At 62.7% G+C, this 14,575-nt stretch carries 19 protein-coding genes; 8 read left to right on the forward strand and 11 right to left on the reverse strand.

Features of this window, described 5'->3' with window-relative positions; genetic code table 11:
• The gene (gene rplM, locus L879_RS0113860; protein WP_027316635.1) at positions 1-465 is read right to left on the reverse strand and encodes a 50S ribosomal protein L13; all 465 of its coding nucleotides are present in this window, start codon (positions 463-465) and stop codon (positions 1-3) included.
• A 296-nt stretch (positions 466-761) separates the two neighbouring features.
• Between rplM and L879_RS0113865 the strand changes: the two genes are divergently transcribed.
• On the forward strand, positions 762-1,394 hold the full coding sequence (locus L879_RS0113865) for a glutathione S-transferase family protein (protein WP_027316636.1): 633 nt from the start codon (positions 762-764) through the stop codon (positions 1,392-1,394).
• A 15-nt stretch (positions 1,395-1,409) separates the two neighbouring features.
• On the opposite strand, the gene L879_RS0113870 is transcribed toward L879_RS0113865, so the two are convergent.
• Positions 1,410-1,841 (reverse strand): PaaI family thioesterase, encoded by a 432-nt coding sequence (locus tag L879_RS0113870; protein ID WP_051435313.1) that lies wholly within the window; start codon positions 1,839-1,841, stop codon positions 1,410-1,412.
• A gap of 51 nt (positions 1,842-1,892) precedes the next feature.
• Here L879_RS0113870 and L879_RS0113875 point away from each other — a divergent pair, with 51 nt between their 5' ends.
• Together L879_RS0113875 and L879_RS0113880 are read left to right on the forward strand one after the other, a co-directional pair.
• Positions 1,893-2,417 carry a CoA-binding protein gene (locus L879_RS0113875; protein WP_027316638.1) on the forward strand — a complete coding sequence of 175 codons (525 nt, stop codon included), beginning with the start codon at positions 1,893-1,895 and terminating at the stop codon, positions 2,415-2,417.
• 96 nt (positions 2,418-2,513) lie between these two features.
• A complete protein-coding gene (locus tag L879_RS0113880) occupies positions 2,514-3,797 on the forward strand; it encodes an O-acetylhomoserine aminocarboxypropyltransferase (protein ID WP_027316639.1) in 1,284 nt (427 codons plus the stop codon).
• Between the two features lie 149 nt (positions 3,798-3,946).
• Here the strand turns inward: L879_RS0113880 and L879_RS0113885 are convergent, their stop codons facing one another.
• Positions 3,947-4,621, reverse strand: a complete 675-nt coding sequence (locus tag L879_RS0113885) for an AAA family ATPase (protein WP_027316640.1) — start codon at positions 4,619-4,621, stop codon at positions 3,947-3,949.
• Between the two features lie 457 nt (positions 4,622-5,078).
• Here L879_RS0113885 and L879_RS0113895 point away from each other — a divergent pair, with 457 nt between their 5' ends.
• Positions 5,079-5,486: a DUF1236 domain-containing protein gene (locus L879_RS0113895; protein WP_027316641.1), complete on the forward strand. Its 408-nt coding sequence runs from the start codon at positions 5,079-5,081 to the stop codon at positions 5,484-5,486.
• Between the two features lie 57 nt (positions 5,487-5,543).
• Here L879_RS0113895 and L879_RS0113900 read toward each other — a convergent pair whose 3' ends face one another.
• The gene (locus L879_RS0113900) at positions 5,544-6,614 is read right to left on the reverse strand and encodes a COX15/CtaA family protein (protein ID WP_438268106.1); all 1,071 of its coding nucleotides are present in this window, start codon (positions 6,612-6,614) and stop codon (positions 5,544-5,546) included.
• A 137-nt stretch (positions 6,615-6,751) separates the two neighbouring features.
• Here L879_RS0113900 and L879_RS0113905 point away from each other — a divergent pair, with 137 nt between their 5' ends.
• The gene (locus L879_RS0113905) at positions 6,752-6,961 is read left to right on the forward strand and encodes a DUF2842 domain-containing protein (RefSeq protein WP_027316643.1); all 210 of its coding nucleotides are present in this window, start codon (positions 6,752-6,754) and stop codon (positions 6,959-6,961) included.
• A 5-nt stretch (positions 6,962-6,966) separates the two neighbouring features.
• Here L879_RS0113905 and L879_RS0113910 read toward each other — a convergent pair whose 3' ends face one another.
• The 5 genes from L879_RS0113910 to L879_RS0113930 form a co-directional block, all read right to left on the reverse strand.
• The gene (locus L879_RS0113910; RefSeq protein ID WP_027316644.1) at positions 6,967-7,161 is read right to left on the reverse strand and encodes a hypothetical protein; all 195 of its coding nucleotides are present in this window, start codon (positions 7,159-7,161) and stop codon (positions 6,967-6,969) included.
• 108 nt (positions 7,162-7,269) lie between these two features.
• Entirely contained in the window at positions 7,270-7,638 is a 369-nt protein-coding gene (locus tag L879_RS24330) for a hypothetical protein (protein WP_084021032.1), read from the reverse strand.
• Between the two features lie 172 nt (positions 7,639-7,810).
• Entirely contained in the window at positions 7,811-8,854 is a 1,044-nt protein-coding gene (locus L879_RS0113920; protein ID WP_027316646.1) for a response regulator, read from the reverse strand.
• Positions 8,855-8,867: 13 nt separating this feature from the next.
• A complete protein-coding gene (locus L879_RS0113925; RefSeq protein ID WP_027316647.1) occupies positions 8,868-11,012 on the reverse strand; it encodes a sensor histidine kinase in 2,145 nt (714 codons plus the stop codon).
• 2 nt (positions 11,013-11,014) lie between these two features.
• Positions 11,015-11,521: a putative pterin-binding protein gene (locus tag L879_RS0113930; RefSeq protein ID WP_027316648.1), complete on the reverse strand. Its 507-nt coding sequence runs from the start codon at positions 11,519-11,521 to the stop codon at positions 11,015-11,017.
• A gap of 405 nt (positions 11,522-11,926) precedes the next feature.
• On the opposite strand from L879_RS0113930, the gene L879_RS0113935 reads away from it, so the two are divergent.
• Positions 11,927-12,346: a BA14K family protein gene (locus tag L879_RS0113935; RefSeq protein WP_035459632.1), complete on the forward strand. Its 420-nt coding sequence runs from the start codon at positions 11,927-11,929 to the stop codon at positions 12,344-12,346.
• Here L879_RS0113935 and L879_RS23720 read toward each other — a convergent pair.
• Positions 12,328-12,543: a hypothetical protein gene (locus L879_RS23720; RefSeq protein WP_154664213.1), complete on the reverse strand. Its 216-nt coding sequence runs from the start codon at positions 12,541-12,543 to the stop codon at positions 12,328-12,330. The genes L879_RS0113935 and L879_RS23720 overlap by 19 nt on opposite strands.
• Before the next feature lie 146 nt (positions 12,544-12,689).
• Here L879_RS23720 and L879_RS0113940 point away from each other — a divergent pair, with 146 nt between their 5' ends.
• A complete protein-coding gene (locus L879_RS0113940) occupies positions 12,690-12,965 on the forward strand; it encodes a hypothetical protein (RefSeq protein ID WP_154664214.1) in 276 nt (91 codons plus the stop codon).
• 87 nt (positions 12,966-13,052) lie between these two features.
• Here the strand turns inward: L879_RS0113940 and L879_RS0113945 are convergent, their stop codons facing one another.
• Complete coding sequence (locus L879_RS0113945; RefSeq protein ID WP_027316651.1) at positions 13,053-13,760, reverse strand: extensin-like domain-containing protein; 708 nt, start codon at positions 13,758-13,760, stop codon at positions 13,053-13,055.
• Between the two features lie 164 nt (positions 13,761-13,924).
• Between L879_RS0113945 and L879_RS0113950 the strand changes: the two genes are divergently transcribed.
• Positions 13,925-14,452, forward strand: a complete 528-nt coding sequence (locus L879_RS0113950) for a hypothetical protein (RefSeq protein ID WP_154664215.1) — start codon at positions 13,925-13,927, stop codon at positions 14,450-14,452.
• Positions 14,453-14,575 lie beyond the last annotated feature (123 nt).

Below are 14,575 nucleotides of genomic sequence, written 5' to 3' on the forward strand. Positions count from 1 at the left end.
TTAGGCCCTCACGTTCTTGGCATTGAGGGCAGCCACGTCGAGGACTTCCGGCTGCTGAGCGGTATGCGGATGCTCAGCGCCGCCGTAGACGCGCAGGTTGCCCATGATCTGGCGGAAAAGCGGGCCGCGGGGGAGCATGCGCTCCACAGCCTTCTCGACCACGCGCTCAGGGAAGCGGCCGTCCAGGATGAACTTGGCCGTACGCTCCTTGATGCCGCCCGGATAACCGGTGTGATGGTAGTACACCTTCTGGTCGCGCTTGCGGCCGGTGAAAACCACCTTGTCGGCGTTGATGACGATGACGTTATCGCCGCAGTCGACGTGGGGCGTGTAGTTCGCCTTGTGCTTGCCACGCAGGCGCATGGCAACGATCGAAGCGAGACGGCCAACGACAAGGCCCTTCGCGTCGATCACAACCCACTTCTTCTCGACCTCGGCGGGCTTCAGCGAAGTCGTAGTCTTCATTGCGCTGTTTCCCGTTGGAGCCGTCAGGCTCAGGTTCTGAAAAATGACAAACCGCCGCGAGATGCGGCGGCGAGTGACGGCTGTTTAGTGACTTCAGACCGGCAAGTCAACAGGAAACGCCAACTACCAAATCGCGATAAATACCTTATAAGTCAGATACTTAAAGATATTAGGTATATAAATACCACATAAACGGTATCCTGAAACCACATCTATGCGGAAGCACGATGCCCAAGGCTATGCTTGGCCGTGGGAGTCGGGCATTATTACGCTACAGCCATACAGAAGGGGTCGCCATGCCTGACGAACTGATTTTCTTCACGAACCCCATGTCGCGTGGCCGGATCGTGCGCTGGATGCTGGAAGAAACGGGCTGCGCCTATCGGGCGGAAATCCTGGGCTTCGGAGCGGAGATGAAGGCCCCCGGCTACCGGGCGATCAACCCGATGGGCAAGGTGCCCGCCATCCTTCATGACGGCGTGGTCGTCACCGAGGCGGCCGCGATCTGTGCCTATCTCGCCGATGCCTTCCCCGGTGCCGGTCTCGCACCCTCGCCTGCGGAGCGAGGAGCCTATTACCGGTGGATGTTCTTTGCCGCCGGGCCGCTCGAAGCGGCCTTGAGCAACCGGGCGCTCGGTTTCGAGGTTGCGGCCGAGCGGCAGCGGATGATCGGCTACGGCAGCGTCGAGGACGCCGTCGACACGCTCGAATATGCCGTCTCCCAGTCGAAATACGTCGCCGGCGACCGTTTCACGGCGGCCGACGTCTATGTCGGCTCGCAGATCGGCTGGGGCCTGATGTCCGGATCGCTGGAAAAGCGCCCGGCCTTCGAGAGCTACCTGAAACGCGTGGGCGGACGCCCGGCGGCTATCCGGGCTAGGGAGATGGACGATGCGCTCGTCGCGGCCCAGAAAAAGGCCGCTCCCTAAGCTGCGCTGCGATCATCACGCCGGGATCGAATAGGTCCCGGTCGCGTGGCAGACCACGTCGGGATTGCCCTCCGAGAAGATCGAGACCTCTCCCACGGCGAGACGCTTGCCGAGCTTGAGCAGCCTGCAATCCGCGATGAGCGCGCGCGGCTCCGGCTTTCTCAGGAAGTTGAAATTGAGGCTCGTGGTGACGGCGAGCGCCACGGGGCCGACATGCGCGAGAATCGCCGCGTAGAGGGCAAGGTCCGCCAGAGTCATCATGGCCGGTCCCGAGATCGTCCCGCCGGGACGCAGATGGCGGTCGTGATACTCCATGCGCATGCGGGCCGAGAGGGGACCGATGTCATCGACGAAGTAGCTGCGCCCGCCCGCATGGATCTGCGGAAATTCCCGGTCCAGGAAGGCAACGAGCTCGTCCTTGGTCATGATGGGGTGATGGGATGCCATGAATGTACGAAGCTCATTGAACTGCCCTGCCCTTTCCCATACGGTTTCGCCATGGATCACAGCAATTATCCGAACGATTACATCCGGGGCATCCTCAACAGCGTAAAGACCATTGCACTGGTCGGCGCGTCGCAGAACCCCGCCCGCCCGAGCTGGATCGTGACCAAGTATCTCTTGGAGCGCGGCTACGACGTGATTCCGATCAATCCGGGCCTCGCCGGCAGCGAACTCCTGGGCAAGCCGGTCTATGCCTCTTTGAAGGACGTGCCCGTTCCCATCGACATGGTCGAGATCTTCCGCAATTCGGAAGCGGCGGGTCCGATCACGGACGAGGCCCTGGCGCTCGACCCGCTGCCGAAGGTGATCTGGATGCAGCTTTCGGTTAGGAACGACGAGGCCGCAGCGAAGGCGGAAGCCAAGGGCCTCAAGGTCGTGATGGACCGCTGCCCGAAGATCGAGTTCGGCCGCCTGTCCGGCGAGATTTCCTGGCAGGGGGTCAATTCGCGGATGCTGAGTTCCAAGAAGCCGGTCCTCTCCGGCAAAGGCTTCCAGAAGCTGGGGCTCAATCGCCCATAAATCTCATCGCAGGAGCCCGGACGACCTCCTTGACCGGACGAACGTTTCGTTCTTTAAAGAGAACAGAACGTCGTCCCAACAGGAAAAGGGCTCCCCATGTCTGATCGTCTGCCAGGCTTCAATACGCTTGCCATTCATGCGGGGGCCGCCCCCGACGCCGCGACCGGCGCGCGTGCCACGCCGATCTATCAGACCACGTCCTTCGTCTTCGACGACGTGGACCATGCGGCTTCCCTGTTCGGACTGCAGGCCTTCGGCAACATCTATTCGCGGATCGGCAACCCGACCTGCGCCGTGCTGGAAGAGCGCGTCGCGGCCCTCGAGGGCGGCACTGCGGCTCTCGCTGTCGCCTCGGGTCATGCAGCGGAATTCCTGGTATTCCACACCCTGCTTCAGCCGGGCGACGAGTTCGTCGCCGCCAAGAAGCTCTATGGCGGCTCGATCAACCAGTTCAACCACGCCTACAAGAATTTCGGCTGGAACGTGGTCTGGGCCGATTCCGACGATCCCTCGACCTTCGAGGCGGCCATCACGCCGAAGACCAAGGCGATCTTCATCGAGTCCATCGCCAATCCGGGCGGCGTGATCGTCGACATCAAGGCCATCGCGGCCATTGCCAAGAAGCACCGGATCCCGCTCATCGTGGACAACACGATGGCCTCGCCCTACCTGATCCGCCCGTTCGAGCACGGCGCCGACATCATCGTGCATTCGGCCACCAAATTCCTCGGCGGTCACGGCAATTCCATCGGCGGCCTGATCGTCGACGGCGGCTCGTTCAACTTCGCGGGCGACGACCGCTATCCGATGCTCTCCAAGCCGCGTCCCGAATATGGCGGCATGGTGCTGGGCGAGACCTTCGGCAATTTCGGCTTCGCCATCGCCTGCCGGGTTCTCGGCCTGCGCGACCTCGGCCCGGCGCTCTCGCCCTTCAACGCCTTCCTGATCCTCAACGGCATCGAGACCCTGCCACTGCGCATGCAGCGTCATTCGGACAATGCGCTCGCGGTCGCGGAGCACCTCGCGAACCACGGCAAGGTCTCCTGGGTCAGCTATCCGGGCCTGCGCACGGACCGCTACCACAACCTGGCGAAGCAGTACTGCCCCAAGGGTGCGGGCGCGGTGTTCACCTTCGGCCTCAAGGGCGGCTACGAGGCCGGCGTGAAGCTGGTGTCCAGCCTGAAGCTATTCTCGCATCTGGCCAATATCGGCGACACCCGCTCGCTGGTCATTCACCCCGCCTCCACCACCCATCGCCAGCTCACGGACGAACAGAAAGTCCAGGCGGGAGCGGGCCCCGAGGTGGTGCGCCTGTCCATCGGGCTCGAGGACAAGGAGGACCTGATCGACGATCTGAACCAGGCCCTCGACGCAGCCTGAGGATCTTTCATCGCTCCGAGACGGCTTCGTGCGCCTCGGAGCGATGATACAAAAAGCAAGAAGGGCGGCTCTCGGGCCGCCCTTTTCGTTGAATAAGAATCCAGCAATCCTGGGCTCCCGGCGAAGCAAGCGCTTCGCCGAACGGTGCCTCAGGCCGCGCGGGAGGCGCCGGCCTTCTTGTAGGTGTTGTGGATGGCGTTGAGCGAACGCTCGAGGGCCGTCCAGAGGCGGCCGATCTCTTCGGCTCCTTGCGAATCCGCATCGTATTCACGGGCACCCTCGCCCGTGGAGAGAGAGAGCGTCAGCTCGGGACGGTGCGTGATCTGGCCGGCCCAGACCGGAACCTGCAGGGCGTTGAGCGCGCCGCGAGCGTCGGCCACCACATGGGCCTCCGTATCGCCGTGCTTGGGCGGAGCGGCGTTGATGACGGCCGCGTAGGGCTTGCGCAGTTCACGGGCGATGGCCACCGTGTCCTGAAGGGCTGCGATATCGAACAGGCTGGCGCGGGTCGGGACGATCACGAGCGTCGCATGCTTGATCGATTCCGCCACGATCGAGGACTTGTTCGGCGGCGTATCGACCAGCACCCACTCATAGCCCTCGCGCTTGGCCTCCTTGAGGGCCTCGCCGATGTTGCGCACGTTGTGCCTGAGGCCCAGATATTCCTGGTCGCGGATCTTGTGCCACAGCGACAGGGAGCCCTGCGGGTCGTTGTCGATCAGCAATGTGGGGCGTGAAGGGTTGGCGATGTAACTCGCGAGATGAGCAGCAAGCGTGCTCTTTCCCGAGCCGCCTTTCCGCGAAGCAAAGACCAGCACATTCATGCCTGACTCCTTATCAACCTGTTCCTTCAGCACTGCGCTTGAGGGTTGACGACATCTTAATATTGTTCACCTGTAGCAGAGCAAGTACTGTTTTCCCAATTCCCGTCGCATTCCCACCACGAATTTCATCATTCGTTCGTCGAAAGCGCCCAAATTCCAATTCCCTAGCGGCATCATCACCCGTGAAAGCCGTCTTTGACGCGGCTATTGCCCTCCCTCCCGTGCAAGCGGCTCGGTTGCGCATGGATGTCACTAAGCCTGACAGCAAAGACCCGCTCCAGAGAGAATTTCTCGCCTCCCGGCTCGAGCAAACAAGCTTTGCGTTTGCCGAGGAGTGATGGGTCGTACATTGCGAAAGTTTTATTCATATTTCGTGCTCCAAACTGCTTTACAGAGTCGGAACCACCCTCGCACATGGCCGTTAAGCTCCAGACTTCAACAGACGAGGAGCTGACAGATGTCGAAGAAGATCTTGTTTGCAGGCGCCCTTCTTGTTGCCCTTGCCCCCGTGGGTGCGTTCGCTCAATCGGGCGGCGCGGCCGCCGGTGCGGCGACGGGCGCTGTCGGCGGCGCTATTGTGGGCGGCCCGGTCGGCGCTGCGGTGGGCGGCGTGACGGGCGCCATCGTAGGTGGCCTCGCCGATCAGCAGCAGCCGCGCTTCCGCGAATACGTGGTGACCCAGGGCGTTCCGTCCTACACCTATGCGGAGCAGGTCCGCGTCGGCGCGACCCTGCCGGCCACCGGCGTCAAGTATTACGAGGTTCCTGCCGAGTACGGCGTGACCCAGTACCGCTACACCGTGGTCAACGACACGCCGGTTCTGGTCGATCCGGGCACCCATCGCATCGTCCAGGTGATCCGTTAATCTTCCGCGGCCTCAGCGGATGTTCCAGGGCGGCCTTCCAGGCCGCCCTTTCTCATGTCAGGGCGCACTCACGCGGGCATGGACGGTCGCCATGGCGAGCACGGCCATGGCGAAGACCTGGTGCGCCAAACCGGCCCAGAGGGGCACGACGAGCAGCAGCGTCACGATGCCGAGCGCCATCTGACCGAGGGTCAGCCCCGCCATCGCGGTCGCCCGGCGCGAGGCCTTCGAGTCCGGCGCTTTGCGGCGCATCGTCCAGGCATGCCAGAGGGCGAAGGCCACGAGAGCATAGGCGACGAGCCGGTGGTTGAACTGCACCAGCACGACGTTGTCGACGAAGTTCTCGATCCACGGCTTGACCGAGAACAGCGCGGAGGACGGAGGAACGAGGGCGCCGTCCATCAGAGGCCAGGTGTTGTAGGTCATCCCGGCCTTCGAGCCGGCCACGAGACCGCCCAGGGCGATCTGCAGCAGGATCAGCCCGAGAAGGATGCGCGGCGCAGAGCCTGCGCTCACTTCGTCGGTGGCGGAACGATCCTTGAGCCCGGAAGCCACCCAGACGAGGCAGACAAGGATGATGCTGGCGACCGTCAGGTGCAGGGCGAGCTTGATCGGGGCCACGGCGGTCATGCCCGGTTCCAGACCGGACGCCACCATGATCCATCCGATGGTTCCCTGAAGGCCTCCCAAGGCTCCGATGCTGAGAAGCGTCAAGGCAAGCTTGCCCTTGATCGCGCCCCGCGCCCAGAACCAGATCAGGGGCAGGAAGAAGGCCAGGCCGATGAGCCGCCCAAGCTGCCGATGGCCCCACTCCCAGGCATAGATGAACTTGAACTCCGACAGGGTCATACCCTTGTTGAGGAGTTCGTATTGCGAGATCTGCTTGTACTTCTCGAACTCCGCCAGCCAGGCCTGTTCCGTGAGCGGCGGAATGGCCCCGGTCACGGGCTTCCATTCGGTGATCGACAGGCCTGAGCCGGTCAGGCGCGTCGCACCGCCGACGGCGATCATCAGGACGACTAGGGCCGCCAGGCCATAGATCCAGATGCGAACGGCGGTCAGGGACTGGGATCGGGAAACGCGCGCCAGCGGCACGCCCTCGGTGGAGGCTGCGACAGCCATGCTCACTCTCATCGTCGATTAGGGCTTGAACCCGGGATACAGGCTGTCACATAGAGGCTGAGCCGCGCAGAGGCAATTCATGCCGGTGACGCAGTGTCACGGCGGTGCGTCTTGGACAGAGCTTGGACAGAGGATGTGGGCCCATGGGCATTCGTATGCGCAAGCTGATCGGCACAGTGGCGATGCTGGCCTTCATCATCTTCTATGCGCTCTTCGCCATGGCCGTGGCCGAGGGCCGGATCACGCAGGCGCCCAAGCTCGTCCAGACACTGGCCTATATCGTCCTTGGCCTGATCTGGGTGGTGCCGCTCATGCCGCTCGTTCGTTGGATGGCGAAGCCGGACAAGTCCTGAAGCGGTCAAGCGCCGCCGATACCCTCGATGACCTTGCCGGTTCCTCCGCAGGTCGGGCACGGCATGGCGCCGATTCGCCCGCTGCCCTTGCATTCGGGGCATAGATTCTCGCCCGTCCCAGGGGTTCCTGGTTCGGCCTGATCGCCGGGATTGAGCTTGGGATGGTCGGAACCGGCCGGCTCGTTCGGTGTGCTGCTCATGGCTTATGCCCGCATGTGACGTCATGCGATCAACGCCGCAGCGGATTCGAGGTTGCCGTTTTCCGCGAAAAGAAAAGGCCCGCTGGAGAAGCGGGCCTTTGAGGAAGCTCAGTTGCAAACGCGGCGGGTGCGATGCTCCCAGCCCCAGCCGGGAACCCATTCGCGGTAACGCTCGGTCACGCAGCGCTCCACATAGACGCGCTCGCGGACGGGGCGCTCATAATAGACCGGCACCCGGCGCTCCTCCACATAGACCGGCTCAGGCGGCGGGGGCGGCGCCCGGTAGACGACGGGAGGCTGCGGCTGGGCGACAGCCGCGCCCACAGCAGCACCGACGGCAAGACCTCCCAGGGCGCCGAGAGCGACGGCGGCACCGGGCGACAGGCGATCACGCGCCGCAGCCGGCTGGGCGGCAGCCAGACCGGTGACCAGGGCCAGAGCCGCGACTGCACCGGAAACAGGACGGAAGATCTTCATGATCATCACCTCGACAGGAGGGAAACCATATGCCCCCTCTTCATACGAGAGATATACTGTTCGAAACCTCTCTGAAAGCTGAACGGAATGTGGCAAAGCTTGGGCTTGAGCCCAACTTGCCGGAATGGTCACCGATCCGTTAACGGCCTTCACCCCGGTACGGGCAGCTTTGTCAGCCTTTCTCGGCGCTCCGCAGCGGGACCGAAAGCAACACGCGGACCAGATCGGCCTGACGGTTGGTGTCGGTCTTCCGGAACAGGTTCTTTAGGTGGAAGACGACCGTGGTCTGTGCGACGTCGAGTTCCTCGGCGATCTGATCCAATCTCTTTCCATCGATCAGCATCAGGGCCACCCGCGTCTCGGACGGCGTCAGGTTGTAGAGCCTGACCAGCGTATCTCCCGACACCTTGGCCCGCTGTTCCGTGTCGATGACGAGAAGCACGACGGCTTCGGGCCTCTCCTCTGCGGAGAAACGCTGCCCCGGGATCAGGACCAGATAGGGCCTGCCGCCGGAATTGCGCGGGAAGGACACGATCTCGTCGAGGGATTCTTCCTCGAAGGCCTTGCCGATCGCGGCATAGAGCATGCCGTTCTGCTTGACGGCCGAGCCCCTCAGGACACCCTGCACGACGCTCAGGCCGTCCTCTTCGGAAAGGATGCGCTGCGCCTCCTTGTTCATCACCCGGACGTTGCCCGCCTCGTCGACGATCACGACGCCGACCAGGAACCGGTCGAAGGCGAAGGTCGCCTTGTAGAGCGCATCGACGGTGCGGCCCTGCGAGGATTTCAGGATTTCCTGCCAGGATTCCTCGGCGCGGTGGACGGCGCTGGACTGAACGCGGGCGACCTGGTCGAGGCGCGCCGCAACGGTCGCGAGCAGGATCTCGTAATCGATCGGCTTGACGAGATAATCGTCCGCCCCGGCCTGCTTTCCGACCAGCACGTCGTTCCTCTCGGCCAGGGCCGTCAGAAAGATGAAGGGAACATCCGCCATGTTGCCCTGCTCGCGGAGGGCCTTGAGCACGTCGTAGCCGCCGAGTCCCGGCATGGTAATGTCGCAAAGCACGAGATCGGGGCGCTCCTTTTCGAGCAGGCTGAGCGCCTCGCTGCCATTGGCGGCCTGAAGGACGCGGTAATGGGCCGCCTCCAGCTCCTCCGCGATGTCGCCCCGCAGATCGTCTTCGTCTTCAACGCAAAGAATCGTTTTTATCGTCATTGGAGTCTGTCACTCATGCTGCCTGTTGTGCTTGATCGGCATTCGCTATGGGCAAATCGAATGTGAACAAGGATCCCGCTGCCTCATAGCTCTCCACCTGTATCTCCCCCCCATGCAGGTGCATGATCTTCTGGGCGAAGTTTAATCCAATTCCCGTGCCTGCGATACCAGAAGCCGTGCGCGCCCGATAGAAGCGATCAAAGATCTTCGGCAGTTCATCCGCAGGAATTCCTATGCCCCAGTCCCTGACTGAACAGAATGCCCGGGATCCGTCCATCCAGATCTTGATTTCTACAACCGGCGAATCGCCCGAATACTTGATGGCGTTCGACAACAGATTGACGACAACCTGCTCGATCAGCATGCCGTCGCAATACACTCTCACCGGAACGTCCGGGACATCGAAGCGGATATCGGCCTGGGCGCTGACCTCGCGCTGCCGCTCGCAGATATCCATGACGAGATCGACCAGATTGTAAGAGGTCGGGTTCAGTTCGATCGTGCCGGCATCGAGCTTGGCAGCGTTCAGCACGCTGTCGACGAGGCGCGTGAGCCTGCTTCCGGCGTTCCGGATCTTCTGCACGCGGGTGACGAGTTCGTCCTGCGTCAGCTCCGCGCCGCGGCGGAGGATGCGCTGGGCGCTGGAATCGAGAATCGCCAACGGCGTCCGGAACTGGTGAGACACCATGGACACGAAGTTGCGGTAGGCATTGGTCGTCTCGCGCTCGCGCTGGAGGGCCGATTCGAGCGCCCTGGCCACCTGCTTGTAGCCCGTGATGTCTGTGAGCCTGACGAAGATCGTCGCGCCGTCTGCTTTCGCCAGGGAAAGACGGGCCCAGCTGTCCTTCCTGATCAGAAGATCGAATTCGATCTCCTCGAAAGGAGGCTGCGCGTTCAGGAGTCGCTCGTCCGCCCCCTCGCACATGGCGAAGCATCGCAGGAAGACGGACAGGCTCATCTCTTCCCCGCACCAGAGCGACACCGGGGACGCGGCCCAGATTTGCTCGTTGGCGAAGAGCAGCTTTCCGGTCCAGTCGAACGCCGCGAAACCCTCCGACGCGGAATTGATGGCCGCGATCAGGCGGCGTTCCGCCTGCCGGAGGGCTGCCGTCCGCTGGAGAACCTTGATCTCGAGATCGAAATTCTGCCGCTCGGCCTGCTTTCGGGCCAGCCATTGCTCCGTCACGTCGCGAACGAACGCAATGCCGAGCTTCCGCTCGGCCATGTAGACCGGGAAGCAGTTGATCTCGAGGCAGCGCTCATGGCCTTCCGGTGACACGGCCTCGTCTTCCAGGACCGCGCTCGTGCCGTCCGTGGCCTGGGTGAGGGCGCTGATGATCTCGGACTTGCCGAACAGTCGGTCCAACTCGTCCAGTCGCTGGCCGACGGCCTGCTCCGGCTTGATGCTCAGCAAGTCCTCCATGCCCGGATTCCAGAGCAGGCAGCGGAGTTGGCTGTCGAACATCACGATGCCCTGGTTGCTGATATTGCTGATCACCAGGTCGGAGAGTTCCTGCTCCTGCTTGAGAAGCTGCTTGGCCTGGCTCGCTTCCTGAACCCCTTTGAAGAGGCGGACCAGCAAGAACACGGCGCTGAGCACGATGCCGGTCAAGAAGGCGAAGCTCTCGAAGACGACGCGCAGATAAGCGGTCCGCTTCGCAGCCGCCTGCTCGCGGCCGAGAACCACGATCTTGTTGGCCGCCTCGCGCAGCTTGTATGCCAGATCGTGAAACTGCTCGCGGAGGAGCCCTGCGCTTTGCGGCGTTATCTCGCCCTGCAATTGCGTCTCTGCGAGAGTGAGCTGGAGATAGGCCTGCTTCAGGTCCGCCAGAAGGCCGATTTCCTCGAAGACCTGGCCGTTGTCCCTTTCCAGGAGCACCGCCAGCCGGCTGATCAGAATATTGGCGCGAAATCCCGGCTCCTGATCCGAGGTGTCGAAGATCTCGTTGGCGGCCTTTCGGGCGAGGCTCTCGGCGAACACGGCAGCCTCGAACTGCGCTTGGCTGACGAACCAGATGCTGCTGTACATGCCATCCGTCCGCAGGGCCCGTTCCACCTCGTAAAGGCGCACCACGGAGAAGGCGAGGCAGATCACGAGACTCACAATCGCGATCAGCGTGACCAGAGCGGCCTTGTATCCGTTGAGGCTGAACTTCATCGCTATTCCACGTGGAGCCTGTTCAGCTGCCAGACGGACCGTGCGTAGTAGCGCACGTCATGCAGAACCTCGTGGGCATCCCGGGGATAGACAACCCACAAGGGACCCTTGTCCCTCACGGTGAGAACCTGCCCGTCGACCTTCATGGCGAGGATGGGCTCAAACCGCAGGTCCTCGAAGGGGATCGGAGCCGCATAGTCGTTCAGGGCGGAAGCCTTGATGACCGTGCCATGCGCCCCTACCCTCTCCAGGACGGCGCGCAATGGCACACCCTCGAACAATTGCGGCTTCTCCGATACCTCCGATCCGGTGACGAAGGATGCCTTGCCCAGGGCTTCCAGCATGTCCCTGTCGAACCGCGCCTGCCCCGGAGCATTGGTCTGCTCGATCCGCCCCGTGACGGTCAGGATGACGGCTCCCTTGGGCTGCGGCAGCGGCTCCGCCGCAGAGGACGGTGCTCCGAAGGTCAAGAGGCCGATCAGCGGCAGAAGAGCCAGAAAGCAGCGCATGAATTCCTACTGCGGGACAGATTATAATAGAACGCGGTCATTGTCGGCGATCTGCTTCGAAAAATCCAGAGCGCTCGTCAGGGATGAGATCAAAACTTTCCCTTAAGTCACAGTGACTTTGCCCATGTCGTTATCGGGCCCTGTGCCTCAGCTCCGTTTCCACGGGAAAGCTCATGGAACATCGTTTCAAGATTTCGTCCGTTGTCTTGAGCTTGCAGCGGACAAAATGGGGAGCCTTCCCGAAACTTCAAAGCCACCGATACCAACACGGCCGAAATCCTCGACGTAGGAAATCTAACTTATCCTGAAGATTTATTGTGTTTTGCAAGCTTGTCCATTGAGGCTATATTGCCCGCCAATGCAGGCGGAGCCTGAGCTTCGCGCACCTGCAAAGGAGGAGATTTGATGCGTAAACTGGTTACGTGCCTGGTCGGAGCCGCCATGCTGGCCTCCGCCCTGCCCGCGAGTGCAAGCCCCGTTCGCCGCCCCCTGCCGCAGATCGAGAAAGCTTATCCGAACGAGAGCTACGCTCAGTATTACCGCCGCGGCTATTATGGCCACCGCCCCTATTATCCGCCGCCGCGTCACTATTATCGCCGGGACAACGGCGCGGCGGTCGCCGCCGGCGTCGCGGGTCTTGCGGCCGGCGCCCTGATCGCGGGCGCAATCGCAAGCCAGGCTCAGGCGCAACCCGCCGCCCCTCCGCCTCCCGGAACGGTCGATCCGCAGCTGGCGGCTTACTGTGCCCGGAAGTACCGCTCCTACGATCCGGTCACGGGGACCTTCCTTGCCCATAACGGCATGCGCTACGTCTGCACGTACTGACAAACTCCGGCGTTGAGCCGCGCTTCAAGCCCTGCCGCAGAGACCTGCGGCAGGGCTTTTGCTTGTGCATTTCCGCTCACGCCCGCCCTTGCGCCTTTACCTGCCGCAGGCACGCCCTGAAGCATCGGACGAGAAAAGTGGATTTTCACTTTTGAGGTCGATCCGATGCTTCCTTCCTTGAGGAGCGCATCGTTCAAGCGGCCCCGCAGGGCCGCGCAGCGAAAACCGGATCCACTTTTCCGCACGGTGCGCTAGAACAGGAGAACTTGAGATCGGGAGACCTGGGGCCTGCGTTCCTCCATCCCATCGTCAATCGAGCAGCGAAAGGTTCAGGAACAGCTCCATGACACGCGATTCTGAAAGCACTGGAACCGTCATTCCTCCTACTGAGGCCGCAATCCTGACCTCAGGCAACATGACGGACCTCGAGCTGATCCTTCCGGATCTGGGCGACAGCGACCTTCCCGAAATCGCAATCTTCCTCGTCGCCTGCGCCATGCGCTTTCACAGCGATCCCGATTTCGTCCAGGAGCAGCTGGAATGGCTCGTGCGGGCCCATGATGCGGAGACGGACGAGGGATTGCGGCCAGATCAGCTGAATTCCGCCAACGACGGTTGATCCGAACGGTCGGAGACATGAGCAGCAAGCTCCTCCGGGCTTGAGATGCCCGGCTCCATACCGGCCAGCGTCACCGCTCCCATTCAGCTACTGGCAGATCCGATAACCGCCCTTGCGCTGGCGTAGATCGAGATGAAGGTGATCGCCGTGATCCGCGTCCGCGCCCGGCCCGAGCACCGTGGTGAAGATCGGGCATGCCGCCTTGCGGATCGCATCCTGAAAGTTGGCCTCGGGTGAGTTTTCGGCCTGAGCCGCGATGTCCAGCGAGATCCTCTCGGCCGTCGCGCCGAACTCGAAGCCCACGACATCGACGCCGTTGCCGAAGGCGTGCTCGCTCGGCTTTGCTCCGTTGCGCTGGTCACGGCACAGGTAGGACGTTCCGACGACGAGCTTGACCGGAACGCTCTGCAACTGCCGCTCCGCCTCGGGAGCCACAACCTCTGCGATCCATCGCGCGAGACTTTCCGCCATCGGGCACGCCATGAGGGAGGCCGGGGCCAGTGCGACGCCGTTGGGAAGCGCCGAGACCAGAACCGGATCCTCGATTCCGCAGCCCTTTTCCTGAACCGGCGCCCTGCTCTCGAATACGACTCCGCGTTGTGCGAGGCGCCCGAGACAAGCGGAGCTTGCCTCGCGATCCTCCATGCCCGTCTCTTCGGTGGGCGCCATGTCGCGGGGCATTGTCACGGCATTCTGACCCGGAGCCGGGGCCTCCAGCCGATCCGGCCTTGGCGGCGGAAGGGGCGGCGATGCATCCCGGGCCATGACGGGAGAGAGCATCGTCAGCGCGATCATACCCGCACACCCCGTCCTGTGCCGTTTGAGATCCATACCGCCTCCAGACCCGAGCCTCCGTCTATAACTCTCATGCGCCAAGCTTGAGTTCCCGAGCGCCCGTTTGCGCGTCTTGTTCTCATGCGGGAACACCCCACAATTCAGGAATGAACGGAGGGTTTCCGATGAGGACATTCCCGACGATGGAGATCGGTGCGGACAAGAGCCTTTCCCTGGTCGCGTCGCTGAACCAGGACTACGACCACGTCTGCACGAGACGCACTGCGGAGCTGGAGAGCCGCATCGCCCGGCTGCGAAGCGAACTCGAAGAGGCCGAGGCCGAGCTGGAGCGGGAAATCACGCGCGTTCCGGCCCCCGGCGATTTCGTCCGCTGCCCTCTGACCAATTTCTTCGGACGCGTCACGAAGATCACGCCCCGGCCTCAAGGACGCGCCTGGGTCGAGATCATCCCCTATCTCGGGCCGCACCTGCCGGGTCACTCGGCCATGGATCTCTTCGACAGCTGGGAGCTGATCGACCCGCCCTTCGATGAGTCGGAAGCGCAGGGAGCACCCGGCGGCTCTTCGGAGCTTCCGGCGATTGCCCCCTTCATGCTCGCCAATCGCCCGGAACGCGAACCTTTATCGGCCGAGGACGACATCGAGGCTTCGCTGCGTCGGCTCTGGTCGCCGTCGGGCACGATGACGTCCTGATCGCCCGAAGCGGCATTCCGGGCCTGAACAATTCACGGCATGCGGCGTTTGCCATGCAGCTTTGCAGCCTGAAGCGTCCGCGGAGCCTTCGGCCGCACGTGCGCTCGAACGAGGGGAGCAACC

Source organism: Microvirga flocculans ATCC BAA-817, assembly GCF_000518665.1.
In the GTDB taxonomy this organism is placed as follows: domain Bacteria; phylum Pseudomonadota; class Alphaproteobacteria; order Rhizobiales; family Beijerinckiaceae; genus Microvirga; species Microvirga flocculans.

What these genes read in the sequence shown, in the direction of transcription:
- rplM (WP_027316635.1), bottom strand. Translation starts at nt 465, where the DNA reads ATGAAGACTACGACTTCGCTGAAGCCCGCCGAGGTCGAGAAGAAGTGG.
- L879_RS0113865 (WP_027316636.1), top strand. Translation starts at nt 762, where the DNA reads ATGCCTGACGAACTGATTTTCTTCACGAACCCCATGTCGCGTGGCCGG.
- L879_RS0113870 (WP_051435313.1), bottom strand. Translation starts at nt 1,841, where the DNA reads ATGGCATCCCATCACCCCATCATGACCAAGGACGAGCTCGTTGCCTTC.
- L879_RS0113875 (WP_027316638.1), top strand. Translation starts at nt 1,893, where the DNA reads ATGGATCACAGCAATTATCCGAACGATTACATCCGGGGCATCCTCAAC.
- L879_RS0113880 (WP_027316639.1), top strand. Translation starts at nt 2,514, where the DNA reads ATGTCTGATCGTCTGCCAGGCTTCAATACGCTTGCCATTCATGCGGGG.
- L879_RS0113885 (WP_027316640.1), bottom strand. Translation starts at nt 4,621, where the DNA reads ATGAATGTGCTGGTCTTTGCTTCGCGGAAAGGCGGCTCGGGAAAGAGC.
- L879_RS0113895 (WP_027316641.1), top strand. Translation starts at nt 5,079, where the DNA reads ATGTCGAAGAAGATCTTGTTTGCAGGCGCCCTTCTTGTTGCCCTTGCC.
- L879_RS0113905 (WP_027316643.1), top strand. Translation starts at nt 6,752, where the DNA reads ATGGGCATTCGTATGCGCAAGCTGATCGGCACAGTGGCGATGCTGGCC.
- L879_RS0113910 (WP_027316644.1), bottom strand. Translation starts at nt 7,161, where the DNA reads ATGAGCAGCACACCGAACGAGCCGGCCGGTTCCGACCATCCCAAGCTC.
- L879_RS24330 (WP_084021032.1), bottom strand. Translation starts at nt 7,638, where the DNA reads ATGAAGATCTTCCGTCCTGTTTCCGGTGCAGTCGCGGCTCTGGCCCTG.
- L879_RS0113920 (WP_027316646.1), bottom strand. Translation starts at nt 8,854, where the DNA reads ATGACGATAAAAACGATTCTTTGCGTTGAAGACGAAGACGATCTGCGG.
- L879_RS0113925 (WP_027316647.1), bottom strand. Translation starts at nt 11,012, where the DNA reads ATGAAGTTCAGCCTCAACGGATACAAGGCCGCTCTGGTCACGCTGATC.
- L879_RS0113930 (WP_027316648.1), bottom strand. Translation starts at nt 11,521, where the DNA reads ATGCGCTGCTTTCTGGCTCTTCTGCCGCTGATCGGCCTCTTGACCTTC.
- L879_RS0113935 (WP_035459632.1), top strand. Translation starts at nt 11,927, where the DNA reads ATGCGTAAACTGGTTACGTGCCTGGTCGGAGCCGCCATGCTGGCCTCC.
- L879_RS0113940 (WP_154664214.1), top strand. Translation starts at nt 12,690, where the DNA reads ATGACACGCGATTCTGAAAGCACTGGAACCGTCATTCCTCCTACTGAG.
- L879_RS0113945 (WP_027316651.1), bottom strand. Translation starts at nt 13,760, where the DNA reads ATGATCGCGCTGACGATGCTCTCTCCCGTCATGGCCCGGGATGCATCG.
- L879_RS0113950 (WP_154664215.1), top strand. Translation starts at nt 13,925, where the DNA reads ATGAGGACATTCCCGACGATGGAGATCGGTGCGGACAAGAGCCTTTCC.